General features: G+C 63.5%; 23 protein-coding genes. 13 read left to right on the top strand and 10 right to left on the bottom strand.

The annotated features are described in order from the left end of the window. Positions 1-210: 210 nt before the first annotated feature. The 6 genes from CU669_RS14555 to CU669_RS14580 all read left to right on the top strand — a co-directional run bounded on the left by CU669_RS14555 (position 211) and on the right by CU669_RS14580 (position 5,753). Complete coding sequence (locus CU669_RS14555) at positions 211-1,365, top strand: ABC transporter substrate-binding protein (protein WP_112145972.1); 1,155 nt, start codon at positions 211-213, stop codon at positions 1,363-1,365. 75 nt (positions 1,366-1,440) lie between these two features. Beyond that, positions 1,441-2,316 carry a branched-chain amino acid ABC transporter permease gene (locus CU669_RS14560; RefSeq protein ID WP_112145974.1) on the top strand — a complete coding sequence of 292 codons (876 nt, stop codon included), beginning with the start codon at positions 1,441-1,443 and terminating at the stop codon, positions 2,314-2,316. A 4-nt stretch (positions 2,317-2,320) separates the two neighbouring features. Beyond that, positions 2,321-3,268, top strand: coding sequence for a branched-chain amino acid ABC transporter permease (locus CU669_RS14565; protein ID WP_112145976.1), 948 nt, complete (start codon positions 2,321-2,323; stop codon positions 3,266-3,268). A 100-nt stretch (positions 3,269-3,368) separates the two neighbouring features. Beyond that, a complete protein-coding gene (locus CU669_RS14570; protein WP_112145978.1) occupies positions 3,369-4,130 on the top strand; it encodes an ABC transporter ATP-binding protein in 762 nt (253 codons plus the stop codon). Further along, a complete protein-coding gene (locus CU669_RS14575) occupies positions 4,130-4,840 on the top strand; it encodes an ABC transporter ATP-binding protein (RefSeq protein ID WP_112145980.1) in 711 nt (236 codons plus the stop codon). Before CU669_RS14570 ends, CU669_RS14575 begins: the two co-directional genes overlap by 1 nt. Before the next feature lie 106 nt (positions 4,841-4,946). Next, complete coding sequence (locus CU669_RS14580; protein WP_112145982.1) at positions 4,947-5,753, top strand: FTR1 family iron permease; 807 nt, start codon at positions 4,947-4,949, stop codon at positions 5,751-5,753. Positions 5,754-5,817: 64 nt separating this feature from the next. Here CU669_RS14580 and padI read toward each other — a convergent pair whose 3' ends face one another. The 5 genes from padI to padE form a co-directional block, all read right to left on the bottom strand. Beyond that, complete coding sequence (gene padI / locus CU669_RS14585; RefSeq protein WP_112145984.1) at positions 5,818-7,230, bottom strand: NADH-dependent phenylglyoxylate dehydrogenase subunit beta; 1,413 nt, start codon at positions 7,228-7,230, stop codon at positions 5,818-5,820. Between the two features lie 5 nt (positions 7,231-7,235). Beyond that, positions 7,236-8,486: an NADH-dependent phenylglyoxylate dehydrogenase subunit epsilon gene (gene padH / locus CU669_RS14590; RefSeq protein ID WP_112145986.1), complete on the bottom strand. Its 1,251-nt coding sequence runs from the start codon at positions 8,484-8,486 to the stop codon at positions 7,236-7,238. 77 nt (positions 8,487-8,563) lie between these two features. Continuing rightward, complete coding sequence (gene padG, locus CU669_RS14595; protein WP_112145988.1) at positions 8,564-9,766, bottom strand: NADH-dependent phenylglyoxylate dehydrogenase subunit alpha; 1,203 nt, start codon at positions 9,764-9,766, stop codon at positions 8,564-8,566. A gap of 429 nt (positions 9,767-10,195) precedes the next feature. Next, positions 10,196-10,477 carry an NADH-dependent phenylglyoxylate dehydrogenase subunit delta gene (padF, locus tag CU669_RS14600; protein WP_112145990.1) on the bottom strand — a complete coding sequence of 94 codons (282 nt, stop codon included), beginning with the start codon at positions 10,475-10,477 and terminating at the stop codon, positions 10,196-10,198. After that, positions 10,474-11,046, bottom strand: coding sequence for an NADH-dependent phenylglyoxylate dehydrogenase subunit gamma (gene padE / locus CU669_RS14605; protein ID WP_112145992.1), 573 nt, complete (start codon positions 11,044-11,046; stop codon positions 10,474-10,476). The genes padF and padE overlap by 4 nt, the downstream gene beginning before the upstream one ends. Before the next feature lie 262 nt (positions 11,047-11,308). Here padE and CU669_RS14610 point away from each other — a divergent pair, with 262 nt between their 5' ends. Next, entirely contained in the window at positions 11,309-13,924 is a 2,616-nt protein-coding gene (locus CU669_RS14610) for a bacteriohemerythrin (RefSeq protein ID WP_112145994.1), read from the top strand. Between the two features lie 306 nt (positions 13,925-14,230). Here the strand turns inward: CU669_RS14610 and paaX are convergent, their stop codons facing one another. The 5 genes from paaX to CU669_RS14635 form a co-directional block, all read right to left on the bottom strand. Beyond that, positions 14,231-15,169 carry a phenylacetic acid degradation operon negative regulatory protein PaaX gene (paaX, locus tag CU669_RS14615; RefSeq protein ID WP_112145996.1) on the bottom strand — a complete coding sequence of 313 codons (939 nt, stop codon included), beginning with the start codon at positions 15,167-15,169 and terminating at the stop codon, positions 14,231-14,233. Between the two features lie 232 nt (positions 15,170-15,401). Next, complete coding sequence (locus CU669_RS14620) at positions 15,402-16,196, bottom strand: ABC transporter permease subunit (RefSeq protein WP_112145998.1); 795 nt, start codon at positions 16,194-16,196, stop codon at positions 15,402-15,404. Next, on the bottom strand, positions 16,193-17,095 hold the full coding sequence (locus tag CU669_RS14625) for an ABC transporter permease subunit (RefSeq protein WP_407671594.1): 903 nt from the start codon (positions 17,093-17,095) through the stop codon (positions 16,193-16,195). The genes CU669_RS14620 and CU669_RS14625 overlap by 4 nt, the downstream gene beginning before the upstream one ends. Further along, complete coding sequence (locus CU669_RS14630; protein ID WP_112146002.1) at positions 17,095-18,225, bottom strand: ABC transporter ATP-binding protein; 1,131 nt, start codon at positions 18,223-18,225, stop codon at positions 17,095-17,097. Before CU669_RS14630 ends, CU669_RS14625 begins: the two co-directional genes overlap by 1 nt. Next, positions 18,225-19,313 carry a polyamine ABC transporter substrate-binding protein gene (locus CU669_RS14635; RefSeq protein ID WP_112146004.1) on the bottom strand — a complete coding sequence of 363 codons (1,089 nt, stop codon included), beginning with the start codon at positions 19,311-19,313 and terminating at the stop codon, positions 18,225-18,227. Before CU669_RS14635 ends, CU669_RS14630 begins: the two co-directional genes overlap by 1 nt. Positions 19,314-19,479: 166 nt before the next feature. Here CU669_RS14635 and CU669_RS14640 point away from each other — a divergent pair, with 166 nt between their 5' ends. The 6 genes from CU669_RS14640 to CU669_RS14665 all read left to right on the top strand — a co-directional run bounded on the left by CU669_RS14640 (position 19,480) and on the right by CU669_RS14665 (position 26,053). After that, positions 19,480-19,950: a MarR family winged helix-turn-helix transcriptional regulator gene (locus tag CU669_RS14640; RefSeq protein ID WP_205119463.1), complete on the top strand. Its 471-nt coding sequence runs from the start codon at positions 19,480-19,482 to the stop codon at positions 19,948-19,950. 24 nt (positions 19,951-19,974) lie between these two features. Then, positions 19,975-20,457 (top strand): 4-hydroxybenzoyl-CoA reductase subunit gamma, encoded by a 483-nt coding sequence (gene hcrC, locus CU669_RS14645; RefSeq protein WP_112146006.1) that lies wholly within the window; start codon positions 19,975-19,977, stop codon positions 20,455-20,457. Continuing rightward, on the top strand, positions 20,454-22,763 hold the full coding sequence (gene hcrA / locus CU669_RS14650; protein WP_112146008.1) for a 4-hydroxybenzoyl-CoA reductase subunit alpha: 2,310 nt from the start codon (positions 20,454-20,456) through the stop codon (positions 22,761-22,763). Before hcrC ends, hcrA begins: the two co-directional genes overlap by 4 nt. Continuing rightward, entirely contained in the window at positions 22,760-23,731 is a 972-nt protein-coding gene (gene hcrB, locus CU669_RS14655; RefSeq protein ID WP_112146010.1) for a 4-hydroxybenzoyl-CoA reductase subunit beta, read from the top strand. Before hcrA ends, hcrB begins: the two co-directional genes overlap by 4 nt. Before the next feature lie 4 nt (positions 23,732-23,735). Beyond that, the gene (locus CU669_RS14660; protein WP_112146013.1) at positions 23,736-24,737 is read left to right on the top strand and encodes an XdhC family protein; all 1,002 of its coding nucleotides are present in this window, start codon (positions 23,736-23,738) and stop codon (positions 24,735-24,737) included. Positions 24,738-24,841: 104 nt separating this feature from the next. Further along, the gene (locus CU669_RS14665) at positions 24,842-26,053 is read left to right on the top strand and encodes an NnrS family protein (protein WP_112146015.1); all 1,212 of its coding nucleotides are present in this window, start codon (positions 24,842-24,844) and stop codon (positions 26,051-26,053) included. Positions 26,054-26,065 lie beyond the last annotated feature (12 nt).

Raw genomic sequence — 26,065 nt, forward strand, 5'->3', positions numbered from 1 at the left:
CCCCAGCCCTCACGCTACAAAAAGTCACGCGCCGACGCAAGTTGTTTAAACTTGTCACAAGTCGCGCCATACCTTTGCCCTGCTCATTGCGCAAATCGGTACCCAATTGCGTATTTTTTTGTGGCGTTGCCCGTTGCTCTCGGGTTAAATACGCACTTAGATATGCTACGCGGCGCCATAAGCCGTGAGCTGCTTCTGGGAGGAAATAGAATGCGTGACCTCGTCAAATGGGGCGTGGTGGCTGTTGTCGCCACCGGAGTATGTTCGTCCGCTGGCACCGCCAGTGCGGCGGAGCCCATCAAGATCGGTGCTTTTTTGTCGGCTACCGGTCCGGCCTCGTTTCTCGGCGAGCCCGAGAAGAAGACCCTCGAAATGTATGTGGAAAAGGTCAATAAGGCCGGCGGCGTGCTGGGTCGCAAGATCGAGCTGGTCGTCTATGACGACGGCGGCGCGGGCGACAAGGCCTCGACCTTCACCAAGCGCTTGATCGAAAGCGACAAGGTCGATCTGCTGATCGGCGGTTCCACCACCGGAACCACCATGGCCGCGGTTCCCCTGGTGGAGCGGGCGCAGCTTCCGTTCATCTCGCTGGCGGGCGGCGTCAACATCGTCGAGCCGGTGAAGAAGTGGGTCTTCAAGACTCCTCATACCGACCGCATGGCCGCCGAGAAAGTATTCGCCGACATGAAGAAGAAGGGCTTCACCAAGGTCGCCCTGATCTCCGAGGATGCCGGTTTCGGCAAGTCCGGGCATGACCAGTCGTTGATGGTGGTGAAGAATTACGGCATCGAAATCGTCGCCGACGAGGTCTATTCCCCCAAGGATCCCGATGTCACCGCCCAGTTGACCAAGATTAAGAATAGCCCCGGCGTCCAGGCGGTCTTCAATTTCGGTTTCGGCCAGGGTCCGGCCATCGTGACCAAGAACTTCAAGCAGCTGGGCATGGGCGTGCCGCTGTTCCAGTCCCACGGCGTTGCCTCCAAGGACTATATCAAGCTGGCGGGAGACGCCACCGACGGCGTCCGCTTGCCAGCCGCCGGTCTGGTGGTGCCCGAGCAGCTGGCCGCCACCGACCCGCAGAAGCCGGTGGTGAGCGCGTTCAAGAAGGAATACGAGACGGCGTTCAAGTCCGACGTTTCCACCTTCGCCGGTCATGCCTATGACGGCCTCCAGATCGCTCTGGCCGCCATCGCCCGCGCCGGTTCCGTCGACAAGGAGAAGGTCCGCGACGAGATCGAGAAGACCTCTGGCTATGTGGGCACCGGCGGCATGGTCTCCATGACCCCGACCGACCACATGGGCTTGTCGCTTTCGGCCTTCCACATGGTGGAAATCCGCAAGGGCGAGTGGGTACTGAGCGACTGATTCGACAGTGTTGCGGCGGCGCTCCCATCCGGGGGCGTCGCCCGTCGATCACCCAACCGAAGGGCCGGGGGAATTATGTTCGCCGCATTCCTGCAATACCTGTTTTCCGGGCTGACGTCTGGCGCCATCTACGCGCTGGCGGGGCTTGGTTTCGCGATCATCTATAACGCCAGCCATGTGATCAACTTCGCCCAGGGCGAGTTCATCATGATCGGTGGCATGGCGTCGGCGACGCTGGTGGCGGCGGGCGTTCCCATGCCGCTGGCCATTACCCTGGCCATGATCATTTCCATGGCGGTGGGCGTGGCGCTGGAGAAGTTCGCCATCGAGCCCGCCCGCAACGCCGACGTGGTGACCATCATCATCATCACCATCGGCGCCTCCATTTTCATGCGCGGCGCCGCCCAGATCATCTGGGACAAGGAATTCCATTCTCTGCCCGCGTTCTCGGGCGAGATTCCCATCGCCGTCCTGGGCGCCACCCTGATGCCGCAAAGCCTGTGGGTGTTCGGCGTCGCGGCGGTGGTCATCGTGGCGTTGTGGTGGTTCTTCAACCGCACCATGTTCGGCAAGGCCATGCTGGCCACCTCGCACAACCGCCTCGCCGCCCAATTGGTGGGTGTCGGGGTCAAGAAGGTGCTGCTGGCCAGCTTCGCGCTGTCGGCCCTGCTGGGCGCCGTGGGCGGCATCGTGGTGACGCCCATCACCTTCACCAATTACGAAGCGGGCATCATGCTCGGCCTCAAGGGCTTCAGCGCGGCGGTCCTCGGCGGGTTGGGCAATGGCGGCGGCGCCATTGTCGGCGGTCTGATCGTCGGTATCGCCGAGGCCTTGGCTTCGGGCTACTTGTCCTCGGCCTATAAGGACGCCATCGCCTTCGTGATCATTCTCTTCGTGCTGTTCTTCATGCCCAACGGCCTTTTCGGCAAGCGCGGCACGGATCGGGTGTAATGCAATGAATTTCAAGACAGCAAGAACCGGGGGGCTGGCGCTTTTGGCGATAGTCATCGCCGCCGCTCCGATCGGCTTCTCCAACAGCTACTATTACGACGTCGGCGTGAACGCCATGTTCAATGCCATCGTCTGCGTCGGCCTCAATCTGCTGATCGGCTATGCCGGCCAGATCAGTCTGGGCCACGCCGGTTTCTTCGCCCTGGGAGCCTATGGCTCGGCGTTGATGACCACCAATTACGGAATTCCGCCCATCGGCGCCATGGTGCTGTCGGCGGCGGTGGTCGGGCTGCTGGCCTTCCTGGTGGGGCGCCCGATCCTGAAGCTGAAGGGCCACTATCTCGCCATGGCGACTTTGGGCATCGGCATCATCATCCATATCGTGCTGAAGACCGAATCCAAGATCACCGGCGGTCCCGACGGCATGTCGGTGGATAATTTCAGCCTGCTCGGCGTCACCGTCATGGGCGACCGCATGTGGTATTGGGTGGCGGGCGGCTTGTTGGTCCTGACGGTATGGCTGGCGCTGAACCTGATCGACAGCCCGGTGGGCCGGGCATTGCGCGCCGTGCACGGTTCCGAGGTGGGCGCCGAGGTGGTGGGCGTCGATACCTCCAGCTACAAGGTGCTGGTCTTCGTGGTCTCGGCCATGTTCGCCTCGGTGGTGGGCTCGCTGTTCGCCCATAAGAACGGCTTCATCACGCCCGATATCGGCAGCTTCTTCCATTCGGTGGAACTGGTGACCATGGTGGTGCTGGGGGGCATGGCCTCGGTGTTCGGCGCCCTGATCGGCGCCGTGATCCTGACCCTGCTGCCCCAGGTGCTGGCGGCGGTGGAACAGTACGAAGCCATGATCCTGGGCGCCATCATGATGGGAACCATGATCTTCATGCCCAAGGGTTTGCTGCCCAGCATCGTCGCCAGTCTCAAGCGTCGGGGGGCCGGGAAATGAGCGAGGCAAAGCCGAAGCGCGGGCGCATTGAGCGCCCCGGAGCGGAGCGGAGGAGCCAAGTGAGCGGAGCGAATGCCCGGCGTTTGAGGGGCATGCAATCATGAGCCTTCTGAAAGTAGAGAACCTCTCCAAGGAATTCGGCGGCGTCCATGCCGTCGAGGATCTGACCTTCTCGGTGGAGCCGGGGCACATTCATTCCATCATCGGCCCCAACGGCGCCGGAAAGACGACGCTGTTCAACCTGATCACCGGCGTCTACACCCCCAGCTCGGGCCGGGTTCTGTTCAAGGATCGTCTGGTCTCGGGGCTCAAGCCCTACGAACTGGCCGCCATGGGCATGAGCCGCACCTTCCAGAACCTGCAGATCTTCTTCAACATGCAGGCCATCGAGAATGTCATGGTGGGCAGCCATCTGCATCTCAACCGCGGTTTCCTGGCCTCGTTCCTGCGGCTGCCCAATGTCAGCCGCGGCGACCGGGAATGCCGCAAGACCTGCACCGAGCTGATGGAGTTCGTCGGTCTCGCCAAGTATCTCGACGCCGACGCTGCTTCCATGCCCTATGGCGCATTGAAGCGGCTGGAAATCGCCCGCGCCTTGGCGGCCAAGCCGGAGATCCTGCTGCTGGACGAACCGGCGGCCGGTCTCAACGCCACCGAATCGCGCGAGATCGACGAGGTGATCAAGCGGGTCGCCGCCTCGGGCATCACGGTGGTTTTGGTGGAACACGACATGAAGATGGTGATGGGCATTTCCGACCATATCACCGCGCTGGATTACGGCCGCAAGCTGGCCGAGGGCACGCCCGCCGAGGTGCGCGCCAATCCGGATGTGGTCAAAGCCTATCTGGGAGCACACGCGTAATGGGCACGCTTCTCGAAATCAAGGGGCTTACCAGCCATTATGGCCGCATCCAGGCCTTGAAGGGCATCGACGTTACGGTGGGCGAGGGGGAGCTGGTCGCCCTGGTCGGCGCCAACGGCGCGGGCAAGACCTCCTTGCTGCGCTGCATTTCGGGCGTTCAGCCGATCTCTGGGGGCACAATCTCCTTCGACGGCAAGGACATCACCGGTCTGGCGGGCGAGAAGCGGGTGCCGCTCGGCATCAGCCAGTCGCCGGAGGGCCGCCAGGTGTTCGGCCCCATGTCGGTTGAGGACAATCTTCGCCTGGGCGCTTATATCCGCAAGGGGCCGACCATCGCCGAAGACATGCAGCGCATGTATGAGATGTTCCCCATTCTGTACAAGAAGCGGGAACTTCCGGCCGGGACACTGTCGGGCGGTCAGCAGCAGATGCTGGCCATCGCCCGCGCCCTGATGGCGCGTCCGCGCGTCTTGTTGCTGGACGAGCCCAGCATGGGGCTGGCGCCCTTGCTGGTGGAAGAGATCTTCCAGACCATCGTCACCTTGAAGCAGGCCGGAACCACCATCTTCCTGGTGGAGCAGAACGCCTATGCCGCGCTGGCCATCGCTGATCGCGGCTATGTGCTGGAAACCGGTTCCGTCGTCCTGTCCGATTCCGGTCAGGCGTTGCTGTCCAACGAAAAGGTCAAGGAAGCCTATCTCGGACTTTGAGGGATGACGGTCTGTCGCGTGTTCCTGGCTGAGGTATGGACTGTACATGGTCGGCCAAACCGGGTAGTAATTGCGACTGCGTCGCATTACCGTTTCGAGGGCCAGCATGCTCGCCGCCACCGTTATCGTCTTTCGTGAAGTGCTTGAAGCAGCCTTGATCGTCGGGATCATTCTTGCCGCCACCAAGGGAGTCGAAGGCAGCCGCCGCTGGATCGCCATGGGCATTGCCGCCGGTTTGATGGGCTCGGCATTGGTGGCCGGGTCGGCGGATGCGCTGAACGAAGCCTTGGCCGGTGTCGGTCAGGAGCTGTTCAACGCCTCGATCCTGGTGGTCGCGGTGGTCATGTTGGGCTGGCATACCGTGTGGATGAGCAGCCATGGCCGCGAAATGGCCATGGAAATGCAGCGTGTCGGCCATGCGGTCTCGGTGGGCAATCGGCCGTTGTCGGTGCTGGCGGTGGTCGTCGGTGTCGCCGTGCTGCGCGAGGGTGCCGAGACGGTTCTGTTCATTTACGGTGTTTCCGCCTCGGGGGAGGAAAGCCGAATGGCCACCGCCATCGGATGCGGTCTGGGTCTTTTGGCGGGCGTGGCCATCGGCACCTTGCTTTATGTTGGGCTGGTGAGAATTCCGACTCGCTCGCTTTTCACGGTGACCACTTGGCTGGTTACCCTGCTGGCCGCCGGAATGGCGGCCCAGGCGGTGAATTATCTCGCCGCCGCCGGTATTCTCGACGTGGAGACCCAGCCGGTGTGGGATACCTCGCCGCTGTTGGAGGAGACCAGCATACCCGGTCGGCTGGCCCATACCCTGATTGGCTATGTGGATCGGCCCACCGTCAGCCAACTGGCCGCCTATGGCGCCACCTTGCTGGCCATCACCGGTCTGGCCCGGATGACATCTAAATCCGCTTGACCGCGGGAAGCGGGCGGGACGCCCGCGCTCCGGTGTGGTTGGAAGCGCGGGCGTCCCGCCCGCATTAATTCCTAGCGATTTCCCGACGCAGCGAGGTCTGAGAGGTTTCGCCTCCGGCCGGAGTGGAGGATCCGGCCGGAGGCCTATGCGCGGCCGGTGGCGCAGGCGAATTCGCCGACATCACCTTCAGCAGCGCAACCTGCTCGTCCACCTTGGCCTGAATGTGGTCGAGCTGGTCTTGCGACAGATGCTTGTACTTGCCGATCATCTTCACATAGGCGCTGACCGGCAGGGCATTGTCGGGCGAGCGGGTGAAGCGCAGCCCGGATTGCGGGGTGTATTCCCACAAGGTGACGAAATTGCTCTCCACGCTCATGCGGCAGGCCTCGATGACCTTGGACGACGGGATGCGCCAGCCGGTGGGGCAGGGCGAGTAGATGTGGAGATAGGAAAATCCCTCGAACGACGCCTCGATGGCGCGGTCCAGCTTGTCGTACAGGTCTTCCATGTAGCCGGTGGACGCGGTGGCCACATAGCGGCATTTATGGGCCGCCATGATCATGGGCAGATTCTTGGCGTCCTGGGTCTTGCCCTTCATATGCTCGCCCACCGGCGTGGTGGAGGTCCACGAACCGTAAGGCGTGGTTCCGGAACGCTGCATGCCGGTGTTCATATAGCCTTCGTTGTCGACGCAGACATAAAGAACTTTCTCGCCCCGCTCGGCGGCGCCCGAGACGGCATGGAAGCCGCAATCGGCGGTGCCGCCGTCGCCCGCCAGCGCCATGACGACGATGTCCTTGCGGCCGATCTTGTCGTAGTAGCGCCGGATGCCCGCCAGCATGGAGGCGGTGTTGGTCAGCAGCGGGTGGAACACCGGAACCTTGGTTCCGGTCTTGCCATTATAGCCCACCGACCCCATGCCGGGGATGCAGCCCGGCGGGGTGGCGAGGACGGAATTGCGACCGATCTTGCGCATGGCGTGACGCATGATCAGCTCGGAATTACAACCCAGGCAGCCCGACAGGCCGGGAACGAACAGGTCTTCCCGCTCGCCGTATTCCATATAGAGGCTGCCCGCCTTGCGGAACTCCAGGGCGCCGGTGGGGCAGACCTTGACGCAGGCGGGATCGCCGTCGCACTGGTCGCATTTGGCGACGCGGCCCACCGACAGGTCAACGGCGATGCCGCCATAGGCGCAGCCCGCGGTGCACAACAGGCAGTCGATGCATTTGTCGGAATCCCAGCCGATGACGCCGGAACCGTTGTCCTTGCCAAGCGCGCCCGAGGGACAGACCATGGCGCATTTGGGATCGCCGCATTGGCGGCAGATGGCCAGTTCGAACGCCTTTTCGGTGGCGCCGGGCACGATGGAGATCCGGCTGGCGCCCTTCTTCTCGGAGGCGCAGGCGGTCATGCAGTCGCCGCAGCCGTCGCAAAGGGAGGCCTTGAAGGCGATGGTGTCGAAAGCGGCGCCCATTCTCGTTACCTCCATTGCTCGCTCATCAACCGGCGTCCGGTTTCCACCGGCTTGGCGATGAACGAATCCTTGCACTGGCCGAGATCCACCTTGCGGCGGATCAGCTCGCCCATGATTCCCACGTCGAACGGCTCGTCCACGCTGGCATAGCCGATCAGACGATTGTCGCAGAGCACCAGTCGGCGATAGCCGTCGGTCTCGTTGATGGCCACCTCGACGCCTTCGGTGGCGGCGGCTTGGCCGATGGACAGGGCGACATGGCCGAAGAAGCGATAGGTGTTGACCGGGATGCCGCCGGGATAGGCGCGCGGATAGGGATCGCTCGCCATGGCGCTGCCCGCGATGCGGCCCTGGTCCACGGCGGTGGGGATGATGCCGATCAGGGCGCGCTTGCCGCTATGGAAGTCCATGGCCTGGGCCACGTCGCCCGCCGCCCAGACATCCTCGACGGTGGTGCGCATGGTCTCGTCCACCAGGACGCCGCGATCGACGCCGACGCCGGAGCCGTCCAGCCAGGAAGTGACCGGCTTGACGCCGGTCGCCACCAGCAGCAGATCGGCCTTCAGGGCGCGGCCGTCTTCCAGATGGACGGTGCAGGAATGGCCGCCGTCGTCGGTTTCCACCGCCACTACCTTGGCTTGGAGGAACAGCTTCACCCCGTGACCGGCGAACGCCGTCTCGATGCGCTCGGAGGCCTTGGCGTCGAAATAGCCGGGCAGCACATGGCTTTGCATTTCCACCACCGAGACCGACAGACCGGCCTCGGCCATGTTCTCGGCGGCGTGCAGGCCGACCAGACCGGCGCCCAGCACCACCGCATGGCGGGCGCCGCCCATGGCGGAACGCAGGCCCTTGGCGTCGTCCAGGGTACGGAGCACGTGATACTTCACCGTCTCGATTCCCTTGACCGGCGGAATGGCGGGGGCGGCGCCCGTGGCGATCAGCAGCTTGTCATAGCGCCAGGACTCGCCGGTGGACAGGCTGAGGGTGCGGGCCTTGGCGTTCAATCCCGTCGCGCAGGCATTGGGCACGAAGGTGCAGGAATTGGCCTCGAAGAACGCCTGATCGCGCAGCAGAACCGAGTCCGGCTTGGAACGCCCCGACACCACATAGGGCAGGATGGTTGGCGAGTAGGGGAGATAGGCATCCCGGGTGATCATGGCCATGGAGCCATCGGCGTCGAAATGACGGATGGAGCGCAGCGCTTCCAGGGCGGCGTGGGAGGAGCCCACCAGGAGGTATTTCACGTCAGGCATGATGGTGCTCCTTAAACCCCTCGCCCGCTTGCGGGAGAGGGAGGGGCCCGCCGCAACGCGGTGGGAGGGTGAGGGCCCTAATCATTCTCGTTCAGCCAGACCGGCTGGCTGGCCATCTCGCCCGCGGCAAGACGATTGGTGCGGAGGATGGCGGTGGTAAAGTGCTCGACGGTGATGTCGGCCCCCGCCAGGCCGCCGATGAAGCTCATGGCCGGAATGCGCACCGGCAGGTGATAGAGCGCGCCCAGCACTTCCTGGAACACCGGGCCGCAGTTCCAGCCGAAATTGACGGCGCGGTCCACAACGCCGATGGCCTTGACCTTGGACAGCGCCTTGGCGATGCGGGCGATGGGGAAGGGGCGGAAGGTCTTGATCTTGACCAGACCGACCTTGTTTCCGTCCAGGCGGGCCTCGTCCACCGCGTCCTTGGCGGCGCCGGTCATGGAGCCGATGGTGACCAGGGCGGTCTCGGCATCCTCCATGCGGTATTCCTCGATCAGCGGCGACCAATAGCGGCCGGTGCGGCGCCCCCAATCCTCGTGGGCCTCCTCGATCACCCTGAGCGCTTCCTGCATGCCGTTGCACAGACCCTTGCGGTAGCGCACGAAGGTGGACGGTCCGACGCCGCCCGCACCGCCGGTCAGCGGGTCCACCGCCATGGGCCGCTCGGGATCCAGGCAGGCGTGCCAGTTGACGTTCTTCTCGCCCAGGAAGGAATCGACGATCTCCTGATCGGGCAATTCCACCCGCGCCACGCCGTAGGACAGATAATTGCCGTCGTGATTGACGTTGACCGGCAGCATGACATCCGGGTTCTCGGCCACCTTATAGGCGATGGGAATGGTGTCGCAGATTTCCTGCTGGGTCTCGCAATACATATGAATCCAGCCCACTTCCTTGACGGTCATGGCGTCCTGCTGGCCGCCCCACACGCAGGTGGGCGAGACCGAATCGCGGGTGACCAGCGAGACCACCATGGGAAGGCGCAAGCCCGGCGTGCGGAAATAGGGCTCGAACATATAGGCCAGGCCCTGGGCCGAGGTGGCGGAATAGGTCCGCGCCCCGGCGAGGCAGGCCCCGTGCAGGACGGACAGCACCGAATGCTCGCCCTCCACATCCATCAGATCGGCGGTCATCTTGCCTTCGGCGATGAACTTGGCGAGATACTCGACAAGCGAGCTTTGCGGCGTGATGGGATAGACCGCCACCATGTCGGGCCGCGACAGGCAGGCACCCCAGGCGGCCGCTTCGTTGCCGTCGCAGACGATGACCTTGCTCATGTGCTTAGTTCCTCAATCGCCCTGTCGTCCCGAGTGTCAGCGAGGGATCTTTCAGGCAATATTCGCCCACTTCTGTCCGGCTCAATTTGATGCGCTGACCTTGAGTGCCTGGGTGGCCTTGCGTTCCACGGCATCCTGGCGTCATTGGGCGGATTCACCACCAAGGCGCCAAGGACACCAAGAGGGTTTTCAAAATTCGTCATCACCGGGCTTGTCCCGGTGATCCACGCGGTTCCGCCTGAAAGCCTCGTCAGGCAATGGGTTTGGCTGATCGGCGTGGATACGACGCGGGACACGCCCGCGCATGACGGTAGGTAAGAAACCGTGTCGGCCTCTTGGTGTTCTTGGTGTCTTGGTGGTGAAGCATCGCCTCGGCCCGGGATGACTAAAGTGAAATCAATCGGGTGCGCGGATGATGGATTGCTCATCTCAGCCCTCCGCCTCTTCGACCATGGCGATGGCGCGGTGGGGGCATTCCTCGGCGCAGATGCCGCAGCCCTTGCAGGTGTCGTAGTTGAAATCGAACCAGGCGGGGCGTTCCACCACGCATTGGACCGGGCAGTACAGCCAGCAGGTGGCGCATTTGACGCAGCGATCACGATCGACCACCGGCCGCAGCGCCCGCCAGTCGCCGGTCAGCATGGTGGTGTATTCGGTGGCGATGGGACACATATTGTCCGGCGCGTTGCGGATAGTTGGGGAGGAGGTCATGCCGCCGCTTCCTTGCCAAGGTTGATCACGGTGGTCTCCTCATAGCCGCGCCGTACCGCGTCGATGTTCTGGCGCAGTCCGGCATCGCGGAAGTCGGTCTCTTCCAACGCCCGTTCCAGCGAGGCCACCGACACCAGTCCGGTGGCCTTGGCGAAGGCTCCCAGCATGATGGTGTTAGTGATCTGACGCTTAAAAATGTCGAGCGCGATATGAATCGCATTACAAACTGCGACCTTGCCCAGCGTGGCGGGCAGTTCCAGTTCGGCGGCTTGCTTGCTGGTGGCCATGACCAGGGTTCCACCGCGAGGCATGCCCGCATAGACATCGACGGCGCGAACCACGGTGGGATCGATCACCACCACGATGTCCGGAGTGTAGATATTGGTCACACGGCGGATTTCCGTATCGGAAAGGCGCAGAAAGGCAACCACCGGGGCGCCGCGCCGTTCGAATCCGAAAGCCGGAATGGCCATGACGTGCCGACCTTCTTCCACCAAGGCGGCGGCAAGAATGGCCGAAGCCAGGACAGCACCTTGGCCGCCCCGCCCGTGAAGGCGTACCTCGTGCATGCCTTCGTATCCTCCCTCTGGCCGGGTCATTGGCGCCCTGGCTAATTGCGCATTACAGTACCTAATTCAGAATATTCTGTCAAAGAATAAAAAATGTATCATATTGTGAATTTGTCCCTGTCCGTTCTTATGGTTTGGGAAACAATCTCCTGGCATAATCGTCGCTCTTGGGCTTTTTGGCGTATATAAGTAGGAATGCGCGGCCGGATGGGCGGGAACCTAACTGGCGAGTTCAAAAAAACTGCCGTGCGGGGAGGGGCGATTGCCACTGCTGCGTAAAATCGAGGTGACCACCGGTGTTTGGTGGATAGAGGCGCCCCAGGCGGGCTTATATGTTCTGTGCGGCTGTCCGGCTGATTCCGTCAAGCATCTGATGAAGCGTGGACTAATCGTCTCGGCGGAGTCCAACGGCATTCCGTTCGAAACCGGCCCCAACGCCATCTTGCTGTCCGACGCCATGGTGCAGAATGGGAATTTCTCCAATCTGGCGGAATTCCCTGTTCTTCAAATGCTCTATCGCCAAGGCATGATCGTGCCCAACCATCCCGGCAATACCGGGGTGAACCCCTTGCTGATCGGCAGCAATGATCAGGTCCAGGCCCAGATGCAGTACATCTACCGGGGCAATTACGGGCTGGTGACCGAGGAAGAAATCGTCGAGGCGGGCGAGACGCCCGAACGTGCCCGCGACCTGATGCGCATGAAGCTGAAATTCGCCTTCGGCAAGATCCGCCATCCCGGCGAATTGATTGATACGCTAGCGGTTGACACCGATCCGGTGGAGATCCGAAACGGGGTGTTCGTGCGGCGCATGCTGTTCAACGTCTTCGAATTTTCCTACCAGGGGGAGACGGCGGTCGTCGATCTGAACCTGCCGTCCTACGAAACCTACGAGGCGCCCTATCCGCTGGGTTTCTACCAGTTGAAACGGGAATATTTCGCCGTCATTCATTGCGGCGAGGGCGACGGCTGGGATATCAACCGCCCCAGCATGGCCTCCATCGTCATGTTCCAGGGCAAGGTCTATCTGGTGGATGCGGGGCCGAATATTCTTTATTCGCTGAATTCCCTGGGCATCGGCGTCAACGAGATCGAGGGCATCTTCCACACCCATTCCCACGATGATCATTTCGCGGGATTGACCACGCTGATCCGATCGGATCACAAGCTGAAATATTACGCGACGCCGCTGGTCAAGGCGTCGGTGGCCAAGAAGGTCGCAGCCCTGTTGGCCATCGACGAGGAAGCCTTCGACGAATATTTCGATGTCTGCCCCCTGGTGGAGGGGGAGTGGAACCATATCGAGGGCCTGGAAGTGATGCCGGTGTTCTCGCCCCATCCGGTGGAGACCACCAATATGCGGTTCCGCGCCATGTGGGAGGGCGGCTATCGCAGCTATAATCACCTCGCGGACATTTGCCGACTGTCTGTGCTGCAAAGCTTCATCACCGAGGACGCGGCGGCGCCGGGCATCTCGCAGGCCCTCTATGATCAGGTCGCGGCCGATTATCTGGCGCCCGCCGACGTGAAGAAGATCGATGTGGGCGGCGGCATGATTCATGGCGACGCCTATGATTTCCGCAATGATTCCTCGGGCAAGATCATCCTGGCCCATACCTCCCAGCGCAATACCCGCGCCCAAAAGGCCATCGGGTCATCGGCTTCGTTCGGCACCATCGACGTGCTGATTCCGTCCAATCACGATTTCATCTGGCCCTATGCCTATGAAGCGCTGGACGCCTATTTCCCCGGCATTCCGCGCCACCAGATGCGGGTCTTGCTGAACAACCCGGTGGTGACGTTCAATCCGGGCACCATCCTGGTCAAGGAACGCCTCGTCAACGATCAGATCTATCTGCTGCTGTCGGGCAGCGTCGAGATGATTCCCATCGAGGTGGATATGCGCTCGGTGCTGTCGGCGGGCGCCCTGATCGGCGAGTTGTCGGGCCTGTTCGGCGCCGCCGCCTCCGAGACCTACCGCGCCGCCAGTTTCGTCCAGGCCCTGGCCATTCCGGCCTCGCTGTATTCCGAGTTCGTGCGCCGCAACGAGGTCTTCCCAGATGTTTCGCGACTGGTGGAACATCGGGAGTTCCTGCTTCGGACCACCTTGTTCGGCGAGGTCGTGTCGTCCAAGTCACTCAACCGCATCGCCCAAAGCATCACCAGCCGGGCGGTAAAGGAAGGCGTCTATATCGATCTCGGCCATGATGTCGTCGGCATGATCAAGGCGGGCAGCGCCGGGCGCTTCCTCGGCGATCATATGTTCGAGACGCTGAAGGGCGGCGACTTCTTCGGCGAGGACTACGCCATCTTCAACACTCCCAGCCTGTTGCGGGTCAAGGCGTTGGAGCCGTGCGAGGTCTTCCTGGTTCCCGCCCATACCCTGCGCGATATCCCCTCGGTGCGCTGGAAGCTGTTCGAGGCCAGCACCAAGCGGACCCGTTCCATGGTCGAGGCGGGCGAGCACGCCCGCGTGCTGATCAAGTGGCATGACGAATATTCCGTGGGCGTCCAGCGCATCGACGCCCATCACCGCCGCCTGTTCGAAATCGCCAATTCGGTGCTCGATCTCATGGAGAGGGCCGCCCCCAATGGAGAGGTCGCCGAGACCATGGGGCTGCTGCGCGAATACGCCCGCTTCCATTTCGGCGAGGAAGAGGGCCTCCTGGCTCGCTACAAATATCCCGATCTGGTCGGTCATAAGGCGCGTCACGCCAGATTGATGGTTCAGTTGACCGAGATGCAGGCCACCGTCGCCGAAGGCGGCGCCTACAAGGAGGTCGAGGTCTTGACCTTCCTCCAGGAATGGATCGTCGGCCACACCCTGTCCGACGACCACCGCGCCGCCGTCTACCTCAATTCCAAGGGCGTGTATTAGAGTCATTCATCGGCGGCGTGGAAGGCTACGGTGGATTCACCACCAAGGCACCAAGGACACCAAGGGGTCTTTTCCTTGTTTTTGTCATGCGCGGGCTTGTCCCGCGTATCCACGCGGCGCCGCCTGAACCTCCCATGACACACCGAATTCGGCTGATCGGCGTGGATACCCGTGACAAGCACGGGCATGACGGAGGGTAAGAAACCGCGTCGGCCCCTTGGTGCCTTGGTGGTGAATCATCGGCACCAACCACCAAGCTGTCCGCCAGGAATTGAACCGGACACCTGTGGGCAACCTCCTGAGACTTCACATCGAGTCGTCCGACCGCAGCCCGCCGAAGCGGGTGTAGTAGCTGGGCTGGGCTTCCGGCACCGGGCCCTCGGCGGTTTCCAGCAGGCTCATGACATGGGTCTCGGCGGCCGCCTGGACCAGACGGTACAGATTGCGGCACAAGGCCCGCGCCGCCGTTCCCGGCCAATTGGCGGGCAGCAGCTCGTCGGGCAGCATGGGGTCGCGCAGCAAGGCCCGGCGATAGCCATGCATCAAAAGGGTGCGGACCACGAAGCACTGTTCGGGGTCCAGGTCGCCATTGCCGGACAGCGCTTGCCACAGCGGCCGGAACATGTCGAGGAACTCGTCGTAATCCTCGGCGAGGCGTTTCAGATCCCAACAGCCCTGGATCATGGTTTCCAGGGCGTTGGTGGGAAATCCCGCCTCCAATCCGCCGGTCATCACCACCGCTTGCTCGGTGACGCCTATATCGGCAATGACTTGGCGCATGACGCCGGTGTCGGGGGCGGGATGCAGCATGACGCCGTTGGCCAACTGACCAAAGCCGATCCAGCCCAGATTTCGCCGCAGCAAGTCGCGGCGTTCGGCATCCAACTCGGCAGTATTGGTGATCACCAGGGTCCAGCGCCCGTCCCAGGGCTGATTGACGTGGAAGTAGATGCGGCTGTTGGCCGCCTCGAAGCGGCGGCGTCCCTGATCGGTCAGGCGGTAATAGCTGCGCCGCCCGATCTGGCTGGATGCCAGCCAGTCCTCCTTGGACAGGCGAAACACCGAGGTCCGCACGATACGCTCGTTCAGCCCCAGCGAATCCACCAGATTGATGACGCTGCCCAGCCAGGCGGAGCCGCCGTGATGCAAGATGGCGTCGCCATAGACCGTGATGATCAGCGACTTCGCCTTGGGGCGCAGCCGCTCGAAAAGCTGGGAGACGTTATCGCCGATGCGGCGGTTCATGCCGGTTGCCGGTGGTGTTGATCCTGGGGCCACATCCTAATGATGAAATGGCACGGGGCAACCGGGATTTTGTATCACTTATGTTAGCCTCGGTGATCAGAAGCGATCACCGAGGCCCTCAATCGCCGGGCGGGTTTCTCCGAAACCCTGGGCTCCCGCCGCACGAGCGGCGCGGCCCCTTGGGCCTAACCAAGTCTCGATGAGAGACTTGGTAATAATGCATAGCGGCCCGTCACTGGGGGCGGGGCTGCTCGCGCTTCAGGGCGACCCGGCCGGCGATGGCCATGGCGACGGCGACGACCGTCACCACCAGGGTGGCCAGGGCGTTTATTTCCGGGCTGACGCCCAGGCGGACCTTGGAAAAGATCACGATGGGCAGCGGCGTGGCGCCCGGCCCCGATACGAAAGCGGAGATCACCACGTCGTCGATGGACAGGGTGAAGGCCAGCAGCCAGCCCGCCAACAGGGCGGGGGCGATCAGCGGCAGGGTGATGGCGAGGAAGACCTTCAGCGGCCTTGCCCCCAGGTCCATGGCGGCCTCTTCCAGCGAGGCATCCATTTGGGACAGGCGCGAGCGCACCACCACGGTGACGAAGGATAGGCTGAAGGTGGTATGGGCGATGACGATGGTGGTGAAGGACCGCCCTGACGGCCAGCCGACCACCGCCTCCATGGCGACGAACAGCAGCAGCAGGGCAAGGCCGGTGATCACCTCCGGCATGACCAGCGGGGCGGTGACCATGCCGGTGAACAAGGTGCGGCCGAAAAAGCGGGTGAAGCGCACCAGCACCACGGCGGCCAGGGTGCCCAGCACGGTGGAGACGGTGGCGCTGGTCATGGCGACCTTGAGGCTGAGCCAGGCGGCGTCGAGCACCTTTTCGTCATGCAGCAACTCGCCGTACCACTTGGTGGAAAAGCCCCCCCAAACGGTGACCAGCCGCGACGCGTTGAACGAGAACACGATCATCACCACGATGGGGACGTAGAGGAAGGCGTAGGCGAGGATCAGGAGGCCGTAGAGAATCATTTCCCGGCCTCCTCCGCCTTGGTCCTGGCGTTCTGAATGATCATGATGGGGGCGACGAGGAGCACCAGCATGGCGATGGCGACGGCGGACGCCACCGGCCAGTCGCGATTGTCGAAGAATTCGGCCCACAGAACCTTGCCGATCATCAGGGTGTCGGGGCCGCCCAGCAAATCGGGGATGACGAACTCGCCCACCGCCGGGATGAACACCAGCAGCGATCCGGCGACGATGCCCGGCATGGACAGCGGCAGGGTCACCGCCACGAAGGCCTTGAACGGCCTGCAGCCCAGGTCGGCGGCGGCTTCCAGCAGGGTCAGGTCCATCTTTTCCAGATTGGCGTAAAGCGGCAGCACCATGAAGGGCAGGTAGGAATAGGTCATGCCGATGATGACGGCCAGATCGGTCTGAAGGATCTGCAAAGGCTCGGAAATCACCCCCAGCCACAGCAGCAGGGCGTTGAGCATGCCTTCGCTCTTCAATATGCCGATCCAGGCATAGACCCGGATCAGGAACGAGGTCCAGAACGGCAGCGCCACCAGCAGCAGCAACGACTGGCGCCACGCGGTCGGCGCCCGGGCGATGGCATAGGCGGCGGGATAGCCGATCAGCAGGCAGCCCAGTGTGGCTATCCCCGCGATGCGGATGGAATTGAGATAGGCGAAGGCGTAAAGCTCGTCGCCGAACAGGGTGGCGTAATTGCCCAGGGTGAGGTGAAAGGCCAAGGCGCCGGTCTCGTCCCAATCCCACAGCGGCAGATAGGGCGGCGCCCCGGCCGAGGGCTCCGACAGGCTGATTTTCAGGACGATCAGGAAGGGGACCAGGAAGAACAGCGCCAGCCACGCATAGGGCGGCAATCCCACCAGGAAACGGCCGAGACGCCCTGTTCCCAGCCGGTCCATCATTTTGTCAGCACCAAAGCATTAGCAGGATGCCAGGACAGATAGACCGGATCCTCCCAGGTCAGCTTGCGTTCGTCGGTGTGGCGCAGATTGGTCTGCAAGGCCTCGATGCGATGGCCGGACTCCAGCCGCACATGGAAGATGGAAACGTCGCCCAGATAGGCGATATCCGCCACCACGCCCTGGGCCCAGTTCAGACCCTCGGCCGGCTTGTCGCGGGAGATGGCGACCTTTTCCGGCCGTACCATGACGGTGACCGGCGTTCCCTCCGGCAACATGTCATTGTGGGCGATGATCAGGTCATGGGCCAGTTCCGGGCAATTGACCACCACCTGATCCGTGCCGCTCTGGCGCACCGAGGCCTCGAACATATTGGCGGCGCCGATGAAGTCGGCGACAAAGCGGCTTTCGGGGTATTCGTAGATATCGACCGGCGTGCCCACCTGGGCGATGCGCCCGGAATTCATGACGCCGATGCGCGACGACATGGTCATGGCCTCTTCCTGGTCGTGGGTGACCATGACGAAGGTGACGCCGACCCGGTCCTGGATATTGACCAGTTCCAACTGGGTCGCCTCGCGCAGCTTCTTGTCGAGCGCCCCCAAGGGCTCGTCCAGCAGCAGCACCTTGGGCTCCTTGGCGAGCGCGCGGGCGAGGGCGACGCGCTGGCGTTGGCCACCCGACAGTTGATGCGGCTTGCGGGTGGCGAACTTGCCCATCTGGACCAGATCCAGCACCGCCTTGGTGCGATCCGTGATGACCGGCTGGGGCAATCTGTCCTGCTTCAGGCCGAAGGCGATATTGGCCTCCACCGTCATATGGGGAAACAGGGCGTAGGATTGGAACATCATGTTGACGGGCCGCTCATAGGGCGGCACCGCGCTCATGTCGACGCCGTCGATGAAGATGCGGCCCTCGGTGGGCGTCTCGAACCCGGCCAGCATGCGCAGCAGCGTCGTCTTGCCGCAGCCCGAGGCGCCCAGCAGGGAAAAGAACTCGCCCTTGTGGATGGCGAGGTCGACCTGATCGACGGCGACGAAATCGCCGAACCGCTTCGAGACGCCCTCGAAGCGGATCAGCGGCTTGGCGCCTGGATCATTCCAGGGGGCGGCGGTGGTCTGGCTTGCCATTACTTGCCGGTCTTCACGCTGGTCCAGATGCGGGTGCGTTCGCGTTCCTTGGCGAGATCGGCTGGCGGCACCTGGAACTCCTTGGCCAGCACGTCGGCGGGCGGATAGATCACCGGATCGGCCAGGATCTCCTTCTTGACCACGGATTTCGACGCGGCGACCGCATTGGCGTAGCCGGTGGTGTTGGTGATGTCGCCCATGATGTCCGGCTTCAGCAGGAAGTCGATGAAGGCGTGGGCGTTGTCGGGATGGGGCGCATCCTTGGGGATGGCGGCGGCGTCGATATTGACCACGGCGCCTTCCTTGGGGATGAAGATGCCGATCTTGACGCCCTTGCCCGCCTCGTTGGCGCGGTTGCGGGCTTGGACCAGATCGCCCACATAGCCGTGCGCCATGCAGGTGTCGCCGTTGGCGATGTCGTTGATGTATTTGGACGAGTGGAAGTATTTCAGCGACGGCCGGATGGCGGTCACGGCGGCGGCGGCGGCTTTCAGGTCGGCGGTCTCGAGGCTGGACCCGGTCTTGCCGAGATGGAGCAAAGCGGCGGGGAACACCTCGGTGGGGGTGTCCAGCACGCTGACGCCGCAGCCCTTCAGCTTGGCGACCTGGGCCGGGTCGAACAGCACCGACCAGCTGTCCATGGCCATGCCCGGCGCCGCCTTGGCCACCTTGTCCATGTTGTAGCCGATGCCGGTGGCGGAAATCTGATAGGGCACCGCATAGAGATTGCCGGGATCGGCGACGCTGGCCATGGTCTTCATGACCTGAGGGTCGAGACCGGCGTAATTCTTCAGCTTGGCGCGGTCCAGCTTCTGATAGATACCGGCCTTGATCTGGCTTGCCAGGAAGGGCGAGGCCGAGGGGAAGACCACGTCATAGCCGGACTTGCCCGCCTGCAGCTTGGCCGACAGGATCTCGTTGCCGTCATAGACGTCGTAATTGACCTTGATGCCGGTGGCCTTGGTGAATTTCTCCAAGGTGTCCGGCGCCACATAGTCCGACCAGTTGTAGACGTTGACGACCTTTTCCTCTTCGGCCCAGGCCGAGGTGGACAACAGAACCAGTCCCATGATCACGGCGATACGCATCACAGCCCCCCTGTATGGCTGAAACGTGGCGGTCCCGATATTTCGGACCCTGCCCGCGACTTGTCAACCGTGATCCTGTCGCGACTGATTGTTTGCTAGGTAAACAATCTTGTTGCTAAATTCGTTGACCTGGTAAACAATCCTCTTCGAAGAGTGAGGGAATGCCATGCGCGCCAGCCACGCCAAGACCGTCAGCGATGCCGCCGAGCCGGAGATTTCACACGGCGTCATGGTCGATGAACTGGGCTTTCATCTGCGCCGGGCTCAGGTGGCGGCGTTCAAGCAATTCGCCCAGACGGTGACCCAGGCCGAGGACATCACCCCCGGCCTTTACGGCATGCTGCAAGTGATCGCCAACAATCCCGGCCTGACCCAGAGCGCCCTGGCCGAGGCCATGGAGGTGGACCGCTCCTCCATCGTCAAGGTGGTCAACCAGTTGGAGGATAAGGGCCTGATCATTCGGGCCGCCGTTCCCAACGACAGACGCAGTTACTCACTGCGCATGACGGCGCAAGGCAAGCTCTCCCTCGCTCGTATCGAGGACGCGGTGATGCGCCAGGACCGTGATTTTTCCGCTGCTCTCACCGAGACCGAGCGGGGCGTGCTGATCGGGCTGCTGAAGCGGCTCGGTAAATAAGATCGAAAGACTGGGAGGAAGACCGTGAAAAGCATCCTGCGATTGACCCTCAACGGGCGCGCCCGCGAGGATCTGGTGCCCGACAACATGCTGTTGCTGGACTATCTGCGCGAGATCACCGGCGTGACCGGCTCGAAGCAGGGCTGCGACGGCGGCGAATGCGGCGCCTGCACCGTGCTGGTGGACGACCGTCCCCGGCTGGCCTGTTCCACCCTGGCCCATCAGGTGGCGGGGAAAAAGGTCGAGACGGTGGAAGGACTAGCCACCCAGGGCACCATCTCCAGGCTGCAGGCGGCGTTTCACGAGAAGCTGGGCACCCAGTGCGGTTTCTGCACGCCGGGCATGCTCATGGCCTCGGAGGCCCTGTTGCGGAAGAACCCCAATCCCAGCCGCGATGAGATCAAGGCGGCGCTGGCGGGCAATCTGTGCCGCTGCACCGGCTATGTGAAGATCATCGAATCGGTGGAGGCGGCCTGCGGCTGCTCTGCTCAGGAGGCGGCGGAATGAGCGTCAAGATCCCCAAGAATGGCACGGTCGGCGCCCGCACCCCCCTGGTGGACGGCGTCGAGAAGGTGACCGGCAAGGCCAAGTATACCGCCGATATCGCGGCGGTCGGCGCGCTGGTCGGACGTATTCTCAGAAGCCCGGTGGCCCATGCGCGGATCGTTTCCATCGACACCTCGGCGGCGGAAGCCTTGGATGGCGTCGTCTGCGTCTGCACTGGGGCCGAGACGCCGGTGCCGTTCGGCGTGCTGCCCATCGCCGAGAACGAATATCCGCTGGCTCGCGACAAGGTGCGCTATCGCGGCGATCCCGTGGCCGCCGTCGCGGCGGTGGATGAACTGACCGCCGAGAAGGCCCTGGGCCTGATCAAGGTGGAATACGAGGCGCTGCCCGCCTACATGACCGCCAAGGCGGCCATGAAGCCCGGCGCCGTCGCCATCCACGACGACAAGCCCAACAACATCCTGCGCGAGGTCCATGCCGAATTCGGCGATGTGGAAGCGGGTTTCGCCGAGGCGGAGATGACCCGCGAGAAGGTCTTCACCTTCGCCGAGGTCAACCACGTCCATATGGAGCTGAACGCCACCCTGGCCGAATACGACCCGGTCCGCGACTGGCTGACGCTGAACACCACCACCCAGGTGCCGTACTACGTCCATCTCAAGGTGGCGGCCTGCCTGCAGATGGATTCGGCCCGTATCCGGGTGATCAAGCCCTTCCTGGGCGGCGGCTTCGGGGCGCGCACCGAATGCCTGCATTTCGAGATCATCGCCGGTCTGCTGGCCCGCAAGGCGCGGGGCACGGTGCGGCTGATCCAGACCCGCGAGGAGACCTTCATCGCCCATCGCGGCCGTCCGTGGACGGAAGTGAAGATGAAGATCGGCCTGAAGAAAGACGGCAAGATTACCGCACTGGCTTTGGAAGCCACCCAGGCGGGCGGCGCCTATGCCGGTTACGGCATCATCACCATCCTCTATACCGGCGCGTTGATGCACGGGCTCTACCATATCCCGGCCATCAAGCACGACGCCTGGCGCGTCTATACCAACACGCCGCCCTGTGGCGCCATGCGCGGCCACGGCACGGTGGACACCCGCGCCGCCTTCGAGGCGCTGCTGTCCGAGATGGCGGATGAACTTGGTATCGACACACTGAAAATACGTCAAATCAATCTATTGCCGGAAATTCCTTATGTAACGGCTTATGCCCAGCGGGTCATGAGCTATGGCCTGCCCGAGTGTCTGGAGAAGGTCAAGGCGGCGTCCGGCTGGGACCAGCGGCGGGGCAAGATGCCCAAGGGCCGAGGCCTCGGCATCGCCTGCTCCCACTTCGTCTCGGGCACCTCGACCCCCAAGCATTGGACCGGCGAGCCCCATGCCACCGTCAATCTGAAGCTGGATTTCGACGGCGGCATCACGCTGTTGACCGGCGCCGCCGATATCGGCCAGGGCTCCAACACCATGGCGACCCAGGTGGCGGCGGAAGTGCTCGGGGTGCGGTTGGATCGCATCCGGGTGATCTCCGCCGACAGCGCGCTGACGCCCAAGGACAACGGCAGTTATTCGTCGCGCGTCACCTTCATGGTGGGCAACGCCTCGCTGGATGCCGCCGAGGCCTTGAAGGGCATCCTGGTCAAGGCGGCGGCCAAGAAGCTGGACGCCCGCGAGGAGGATATCGAGGTCATCGACGAGGTCTTCATGGTCGCGGGCAGCCAAGACCCCGGCCTGACTTTCCAGGAGGTGGTGAAAGCCGCCCTGATCGACACCGGCACCATCACGGTGAAGGGCACCTTCACCTGTCCGGTGGAGTATCAGGGCGACAAGAAGATCCGGGGCAGCGCCATCGGCGCCACCATGGGCTTCTGCTACGCGGCCCAGGTGGTGGAGGCCTCGGTGGACGAGATCACCGGCAAGGTCACCGCCCATAAGGTCTGGGTGGCCGTCGACGTGGGCAAGGCCTTGAACCCGCTTGCCGTCGAGGGCCAGACCCAGGGCGGCGTCTGGATGGGCATGGGCCAGGCCCTGTCGGAGGAGACCCGCTATGACGACGGCCGCATGATGCACGGCAATATCCTGGATTACCGGATGCCGACCATGGCGGAAAGCCCCGATATCGAGGTCATCATCGTCGAAAGCATCGATCCCAACGGGCCGTTCGGCGCCAAGGAGGCCTCGGAAGGCATGCTGGCCGGTTTCCTGCCCGCCGTGCTGGAAGCGGTCCATGAAGCGGTCGGCGTGCGCGCCACCAAATTCCCCTTGAGCCCGGAAACCATCACCGAACTGCTGGACGCCAGGGAGGCCGCAGAATGAATATCCTTCCCGACTTCAAGACACTGCGCCCCGCCACCCTGGCCGAGGCCGTCAGCGCCCTTTCCGCCGAAGGCTCCACCGCATTGGGCGGCGGCACCGATCTGCTGCCCAATCTGCGCCGTGGCCTGGGGCAACCCAATACGCTGGTGGACCTGACCGGCATCGGCAATCTGGGCGGAATTTCCGTCCTCGCCGATGGCAGCTTGCGCCTGGGCGCCGGTACCACCCTGGAAGCCATCGCCGAAAGCGCGGCGGTCAGGGCGGGCTGGCCGGTGGTGGCGCAAGCGGCCGAACTGGTGGCCGGTCCCACCCATCGCGCCGCCGCCACCCTGGGCGGCAATCTGTGCCAGGACACCCGCTGCGTCTTTTATAACCAAAGCGAATGGTGGCGGTCCGGCAACGGCTATTGCCTCAAATACGAGGGCGACAAGTGCCATGTGGTGGTGAAATCCGACCGCTGCTACGCCACCTATCACGGCGATGTCGCTCCGGCGCTGATGGTGCTGGAGGCCGAGGCCGAGATCGTCGGCCCCAATGGCAAGCGCATGGCTCCCATGGCTTCCCTGTTCAAGGAGGATGGCGCCGAGCATCTGGCCTTGGCCCAGGGCGAGGTGCTGGCTGCCGTGATCGTCCCGGCCACCGACTGGATCGCCGCTTACGTCAAGGTGCGGGTCCGCGACGCCATCGACTTTCCGCTGGCCGGTATCGCTGGCGCCTTGAAGCGGGACGGGGCCAAGGTCGCCGGTCTGCGCCTCGCCATCACCGGCACCAATTCGGCGCCGCTGATGGTTGATACCGCCGCGTTGTTGGGCGGTGCCTGGGACGCGGCGGCGGCCGAGACCCTGGTCCAATCGGTGCGCAAGACCTCCAACGTGCTCAAGACCACCATCACCGGCGTCAAGTATCGCCGCCGGGTGTTGCTGGCCATGGCGCGCAAGGTGGTCGACGACCTCTGGAACGGGAACTAAGGCCATGTGCGTCGACGCCATCCGCTGCGATCCGGCCGACATGGCCGCCGATGACGGCGAGGTGCTGGAAACGGCGCTGCGCTGGATGGAGGCGGGCAAGCCGGTCCGGCTGGCGGTGGTGCTGGAAACCTGGGGCTCGGCGCCGCGCTCGCGGGGTTCGTATATGGCGGTGGCAGGGGATGGAGCCTTCGCCGGTTCCGTCTCCGGCGGCTGCGTCGAGGCGGCGGTGATTTCCGAGGCCCGGGAATTGGAGGCGGGGGAGGCTCCCCGCATCCTGTCCTTCGGAGTCGAGGACGAAACCGCCTGGCATGTGGGACTGCCCTGCGGCGGCAATATCCGGGTGGCGGTGTTCATCCCCGAGAAAGCGCTGCTGGAGCGGATCACCGCTTGTCATGCCCAGCGGATTCCCACCGCCTTGGCGCTGGACCTCACCAACGGGGCGCAGAGTCTGGCCGAGGGCGACGCCGCCATGGACGCCCTGCCCAAGGATGAAGAAGACCGCTTCATCCGGGTTCACGAAGCCCCCTGGACCATGATCATCGCGGGCGCGGTGCATATCAGCCAGGTGTTGGCGGGCATGGCGCGGGCGGCCGGGTTCGCGGTGACGGTTCTCGACCCCAGGACCGCCTTTGCCCAATCGGAACGCTTTCCCGGTGTTTCGCTGGTTTGCGGTGAACCCGACGAGGTGCTGGCCGAGATGACGCTGGACCGCCGCACCGCATTGGTCAGCCTGACCCATGTGCCGCGCCTGGATGACGCCGCCCTGAAGATGGCGCTGGCCTCGGAAGCGTTCTACGTAGGGGCGCTGGGCAGTACCCGGACCCACGCCAAGCGTCGCCAGCGTCTGGGAAGTGCCGGGATCGACGACGAGGTTTTGGACCGCATCTGCGCGCCCGTGGGACTGGATATCGGGGCCAAGACCCCGGCCGAGATCGCGGTCTCCATCCTGGCCGAAATCATCGCGGCGCGCCGGGGAAAGCCGTTTGGGCGGGCTACCCGCAATTAAGTCCGGTCTGCCCCTCGCTGCATGACGGCCTTGACCGGCCTCAATGCGAGGCTTTCCCCATTGGGACCAATCTCCGGCGTCACCTCATCAGGTTAGGGCGTCCCATGGCCACCATTCCACTGCAAGAACCGAAATATCAAGGCTCACAGGGGCCCGTCTTCTTTGCCGCCGGGTTTCGTCCGTTCTTTCTGATGGCCGCTGTCCAGGCCGCAATCATGCTGCCTTTGTGGCTGGCGGTATTCTTCGGTATCGTCCCCATGGCCGAAGGCTGGAACCCGGTGGCGTGGCATGCCCATGCCATGGTATTCGGCTTTGCCGGTGCCGCTATCGGCGGTTTCTTGCTGACGGCGGTTCCCAATTGGACCAGTTCCCATCACGTGTCGGGCAAGCCGCTGATGGTGCTGTTCATGGTCTGGTTGGCCGGGCGCCTCGCGGTGGGGCTGGCGGGACATCTGCCTCCGATCATGGTCGCGGTGCTGGACCTTGGTTATCTGCCGCTGCTCGCCGCCCTGCTGGCCAAGCCGCTGGTCGCGGCCAAGAAGTGGCGCAACATCGCCTTCCTGCCCATTCTGGCCGTCATGTGGCTGGCCGATCTTTGCGTTCATCTGGAAGTGCTGACCGGCCGCGACACGGCCATGAAGGGGATCTATCTCGGCCTGTTCGTGGTGCTGCTGATGATCGTCATCGTCGGCGGCCGCATCATTCCGTCCTTCACCCAGAACTGGTTGCGCATGCAAGGCCAGCCGGTGGAGATGGAGCCGGTGGCCTGGATGGAGAAGGGGGGCGCCGCAGGCAGCCTGATTCTCGCCGCCCTGGCGCAGTTGATCATTCCATCCTCGCCGCTGGCTGGGGCCCTGGCCTTGGTGGCTGCCGCGGTTCACGGCTATCGCCTGTCACGCTGGCACGGGGCCAAGACCTTTTCCAATCCCATTCTGGCGGTGCTGCATGTGGGCTATTTCTGGATGGTGGCCGGTTTCGCCCTGTTGGGTCTTGCCGCCTTCCTGCCCGGCTTGCCCGCCTCGGCGGCGGTGCATGCCCTGACCGCCGGTTCGGTGGGCACCATGGTCATCGGCGTCATGAGTCGAGCGGCGCTTGGGCATTCCGGACGTCCGCTGCAACTGGCGCCCGCCACCGTACTGGCCTATGGTTTGATATCATTGGGCGCCTTGCTGCGGGTGGCGGCCCCAATCATTCCCGGTGCCATGACGGTCCTGACCCTGGCGGGAGGACTGGCCTGGACTGGCGGTTGGGTGGTCTATGCCGTGGTGTATTTCCCGATCTGCGCCCTGCCACGGGCCGATGGACGGCCGGGATGAGGAGCTAGGACG

It is taken from the genome of Paramagnetospirillum kuznetsovii, assembly GCF_003284725.1.
GTDB classification, from domain to species: Bacteria; Pseudomonadota; Alphaproteobacteria; order Rhodospirillales; family Magnetospirillaceae; genus Phaeospirillum; species Phaeospirillum kuznetsovii.

Coding starts and splice junctions, on each gene's coding strand:
- paaX (WP_112145996.1), bottom strand. CDS start 15,169: ATGAACCGCCGCATCGGCGATAACGTCTCCCAGCTTTTCGAGCGGCTG.
- hcrB (WP_112146010.1), top strand. CDS start 22,760: ATGAATATCCTTCCCGACTTCAAGACACTGCGCCCCGCCACCCTGGCC.
- padE (WP_112145992.1), bottom strand. CDS start 11,046: ATGCACGAGGTACGCCTTCACGGGCGGGGCGGCCAAGGTGCTGTCCTG.
- CU669_RS14665 (WP_112146015.1), top strand. CDS start 24,842: ATGGCCACCATTCCACTGCAAGAACCGAAATATCAAGGCTCACAGGGG.
- hcrA (WP_112146008.1), top strand. CDS start 20,454: ATGAGCGTCAAGATCCCCAAGAATGGCACGGTCGGCGCCCGCACCCCC.
- CU669_RS14580 (WP_112145982.1), top strand. CDS start 4,947: ATGCTCGCCGCCACCGTTATCGTCTTTCGTGAAGTGCTTGAAGCAGCC.
- CU669_RS14570 (WP_112145978.1), top strand. CDS start 3,369: ATGAGCCTTCTGAAAGTAGAGAACCTCTCCAAGGAATTCGGCGGCGTC.
- CU669_RS14565 (WP_112145976.1), top strand. CDS start 2,321: ATGAATTTCAAGACAGCAAGAACCGGGGGGCTGGCGCTTTTGGCGATA.
- CU669_RS14560 (WP_112145974.1), top strand. CDS start 1,441: ATGTTCGCCGCATTCCTGCAATACCTGTTTTCCGGGCTGACGTCTGGC.
- CU669_RS14640 (WP_205119463.1), top strand. CDS start 19,480: ATGCGCGCCAGCCACGCCAAGACCGTCAGCGATGCCGCCGAGCCGGAG.
- CU669_RS14625 (WP_407671594.1), bottom strand. CDS start 17,095: ATGGACCGGCTGGGAACAGGGCGTCTCGGCCGTTTCCTGGTGGGATTG.
- CU669_RS14635 (WP_112146004.1), bottom strand. CDS start 19,313: ATGCGTATCGCCGTGATCATGGGACTGGTTCTGTTGTCCACCTCGGCC.
- padI (WP_112145984.1), bottom strand. CDS start 7,230: ATGGGCGCCGCTTTCGACACCATCGCCTTCAAGGCCTCCCTTTGCGAC.
- CU669_RS14660 (WP_112146013.1), top strand. CDS start 23,736: ATGTGCGTCGACGCCATCCGCTGCGATCCGGCCGACATGGCCGCCGAT.
- CU669_RS14555 (WP_112145972.1), top strand. CDS start 211: ATGCGTGACCTCGTCAAATGGGGCGTGGTGGCTGTTGTCGCCACCGGA.
- CU669_RS14630 (WP_112146002.1), bottom strand. CDS start 18,225: ATGGCAAGCCAGACCACCGCCGCCCCCTGGAATGATCCAGGCGCCAAG.
- padG (WP_112145988.1), bottom strand. CDS start 9,766: ATGAGCAAGGTCATCGTCTGCGACGGCAACGAAGCGGCCGCCTGGGGT.
- CU669_RS14575 (WP_112145980.1), top strand. CDS start 4,130: ATGGGCACGCTTCTCGAAATCAAGGGGCTTACCAGCCATTATGGCCGC.
- CU669_RS14620 (WP_112145998.1), bottom strand. CDS start 16,196: ATGATTCTCTACGGCCTCCTGATCCTCGCCTACGCCTTCCTCTACGTC.
- padH (WP_112145986.1), bottom strand. CDS start 8,486: ATGCCTGACGTGAAATACCTCCTGGTGGGCTCCTCCCACGCCGCCCTG.
- padF (WP_112145990.1), bottom strand. CDS start 10,477: ATGACCTCCTCCCCAACTATCCGCAACGCGCCGGACAATATGTGTCCC.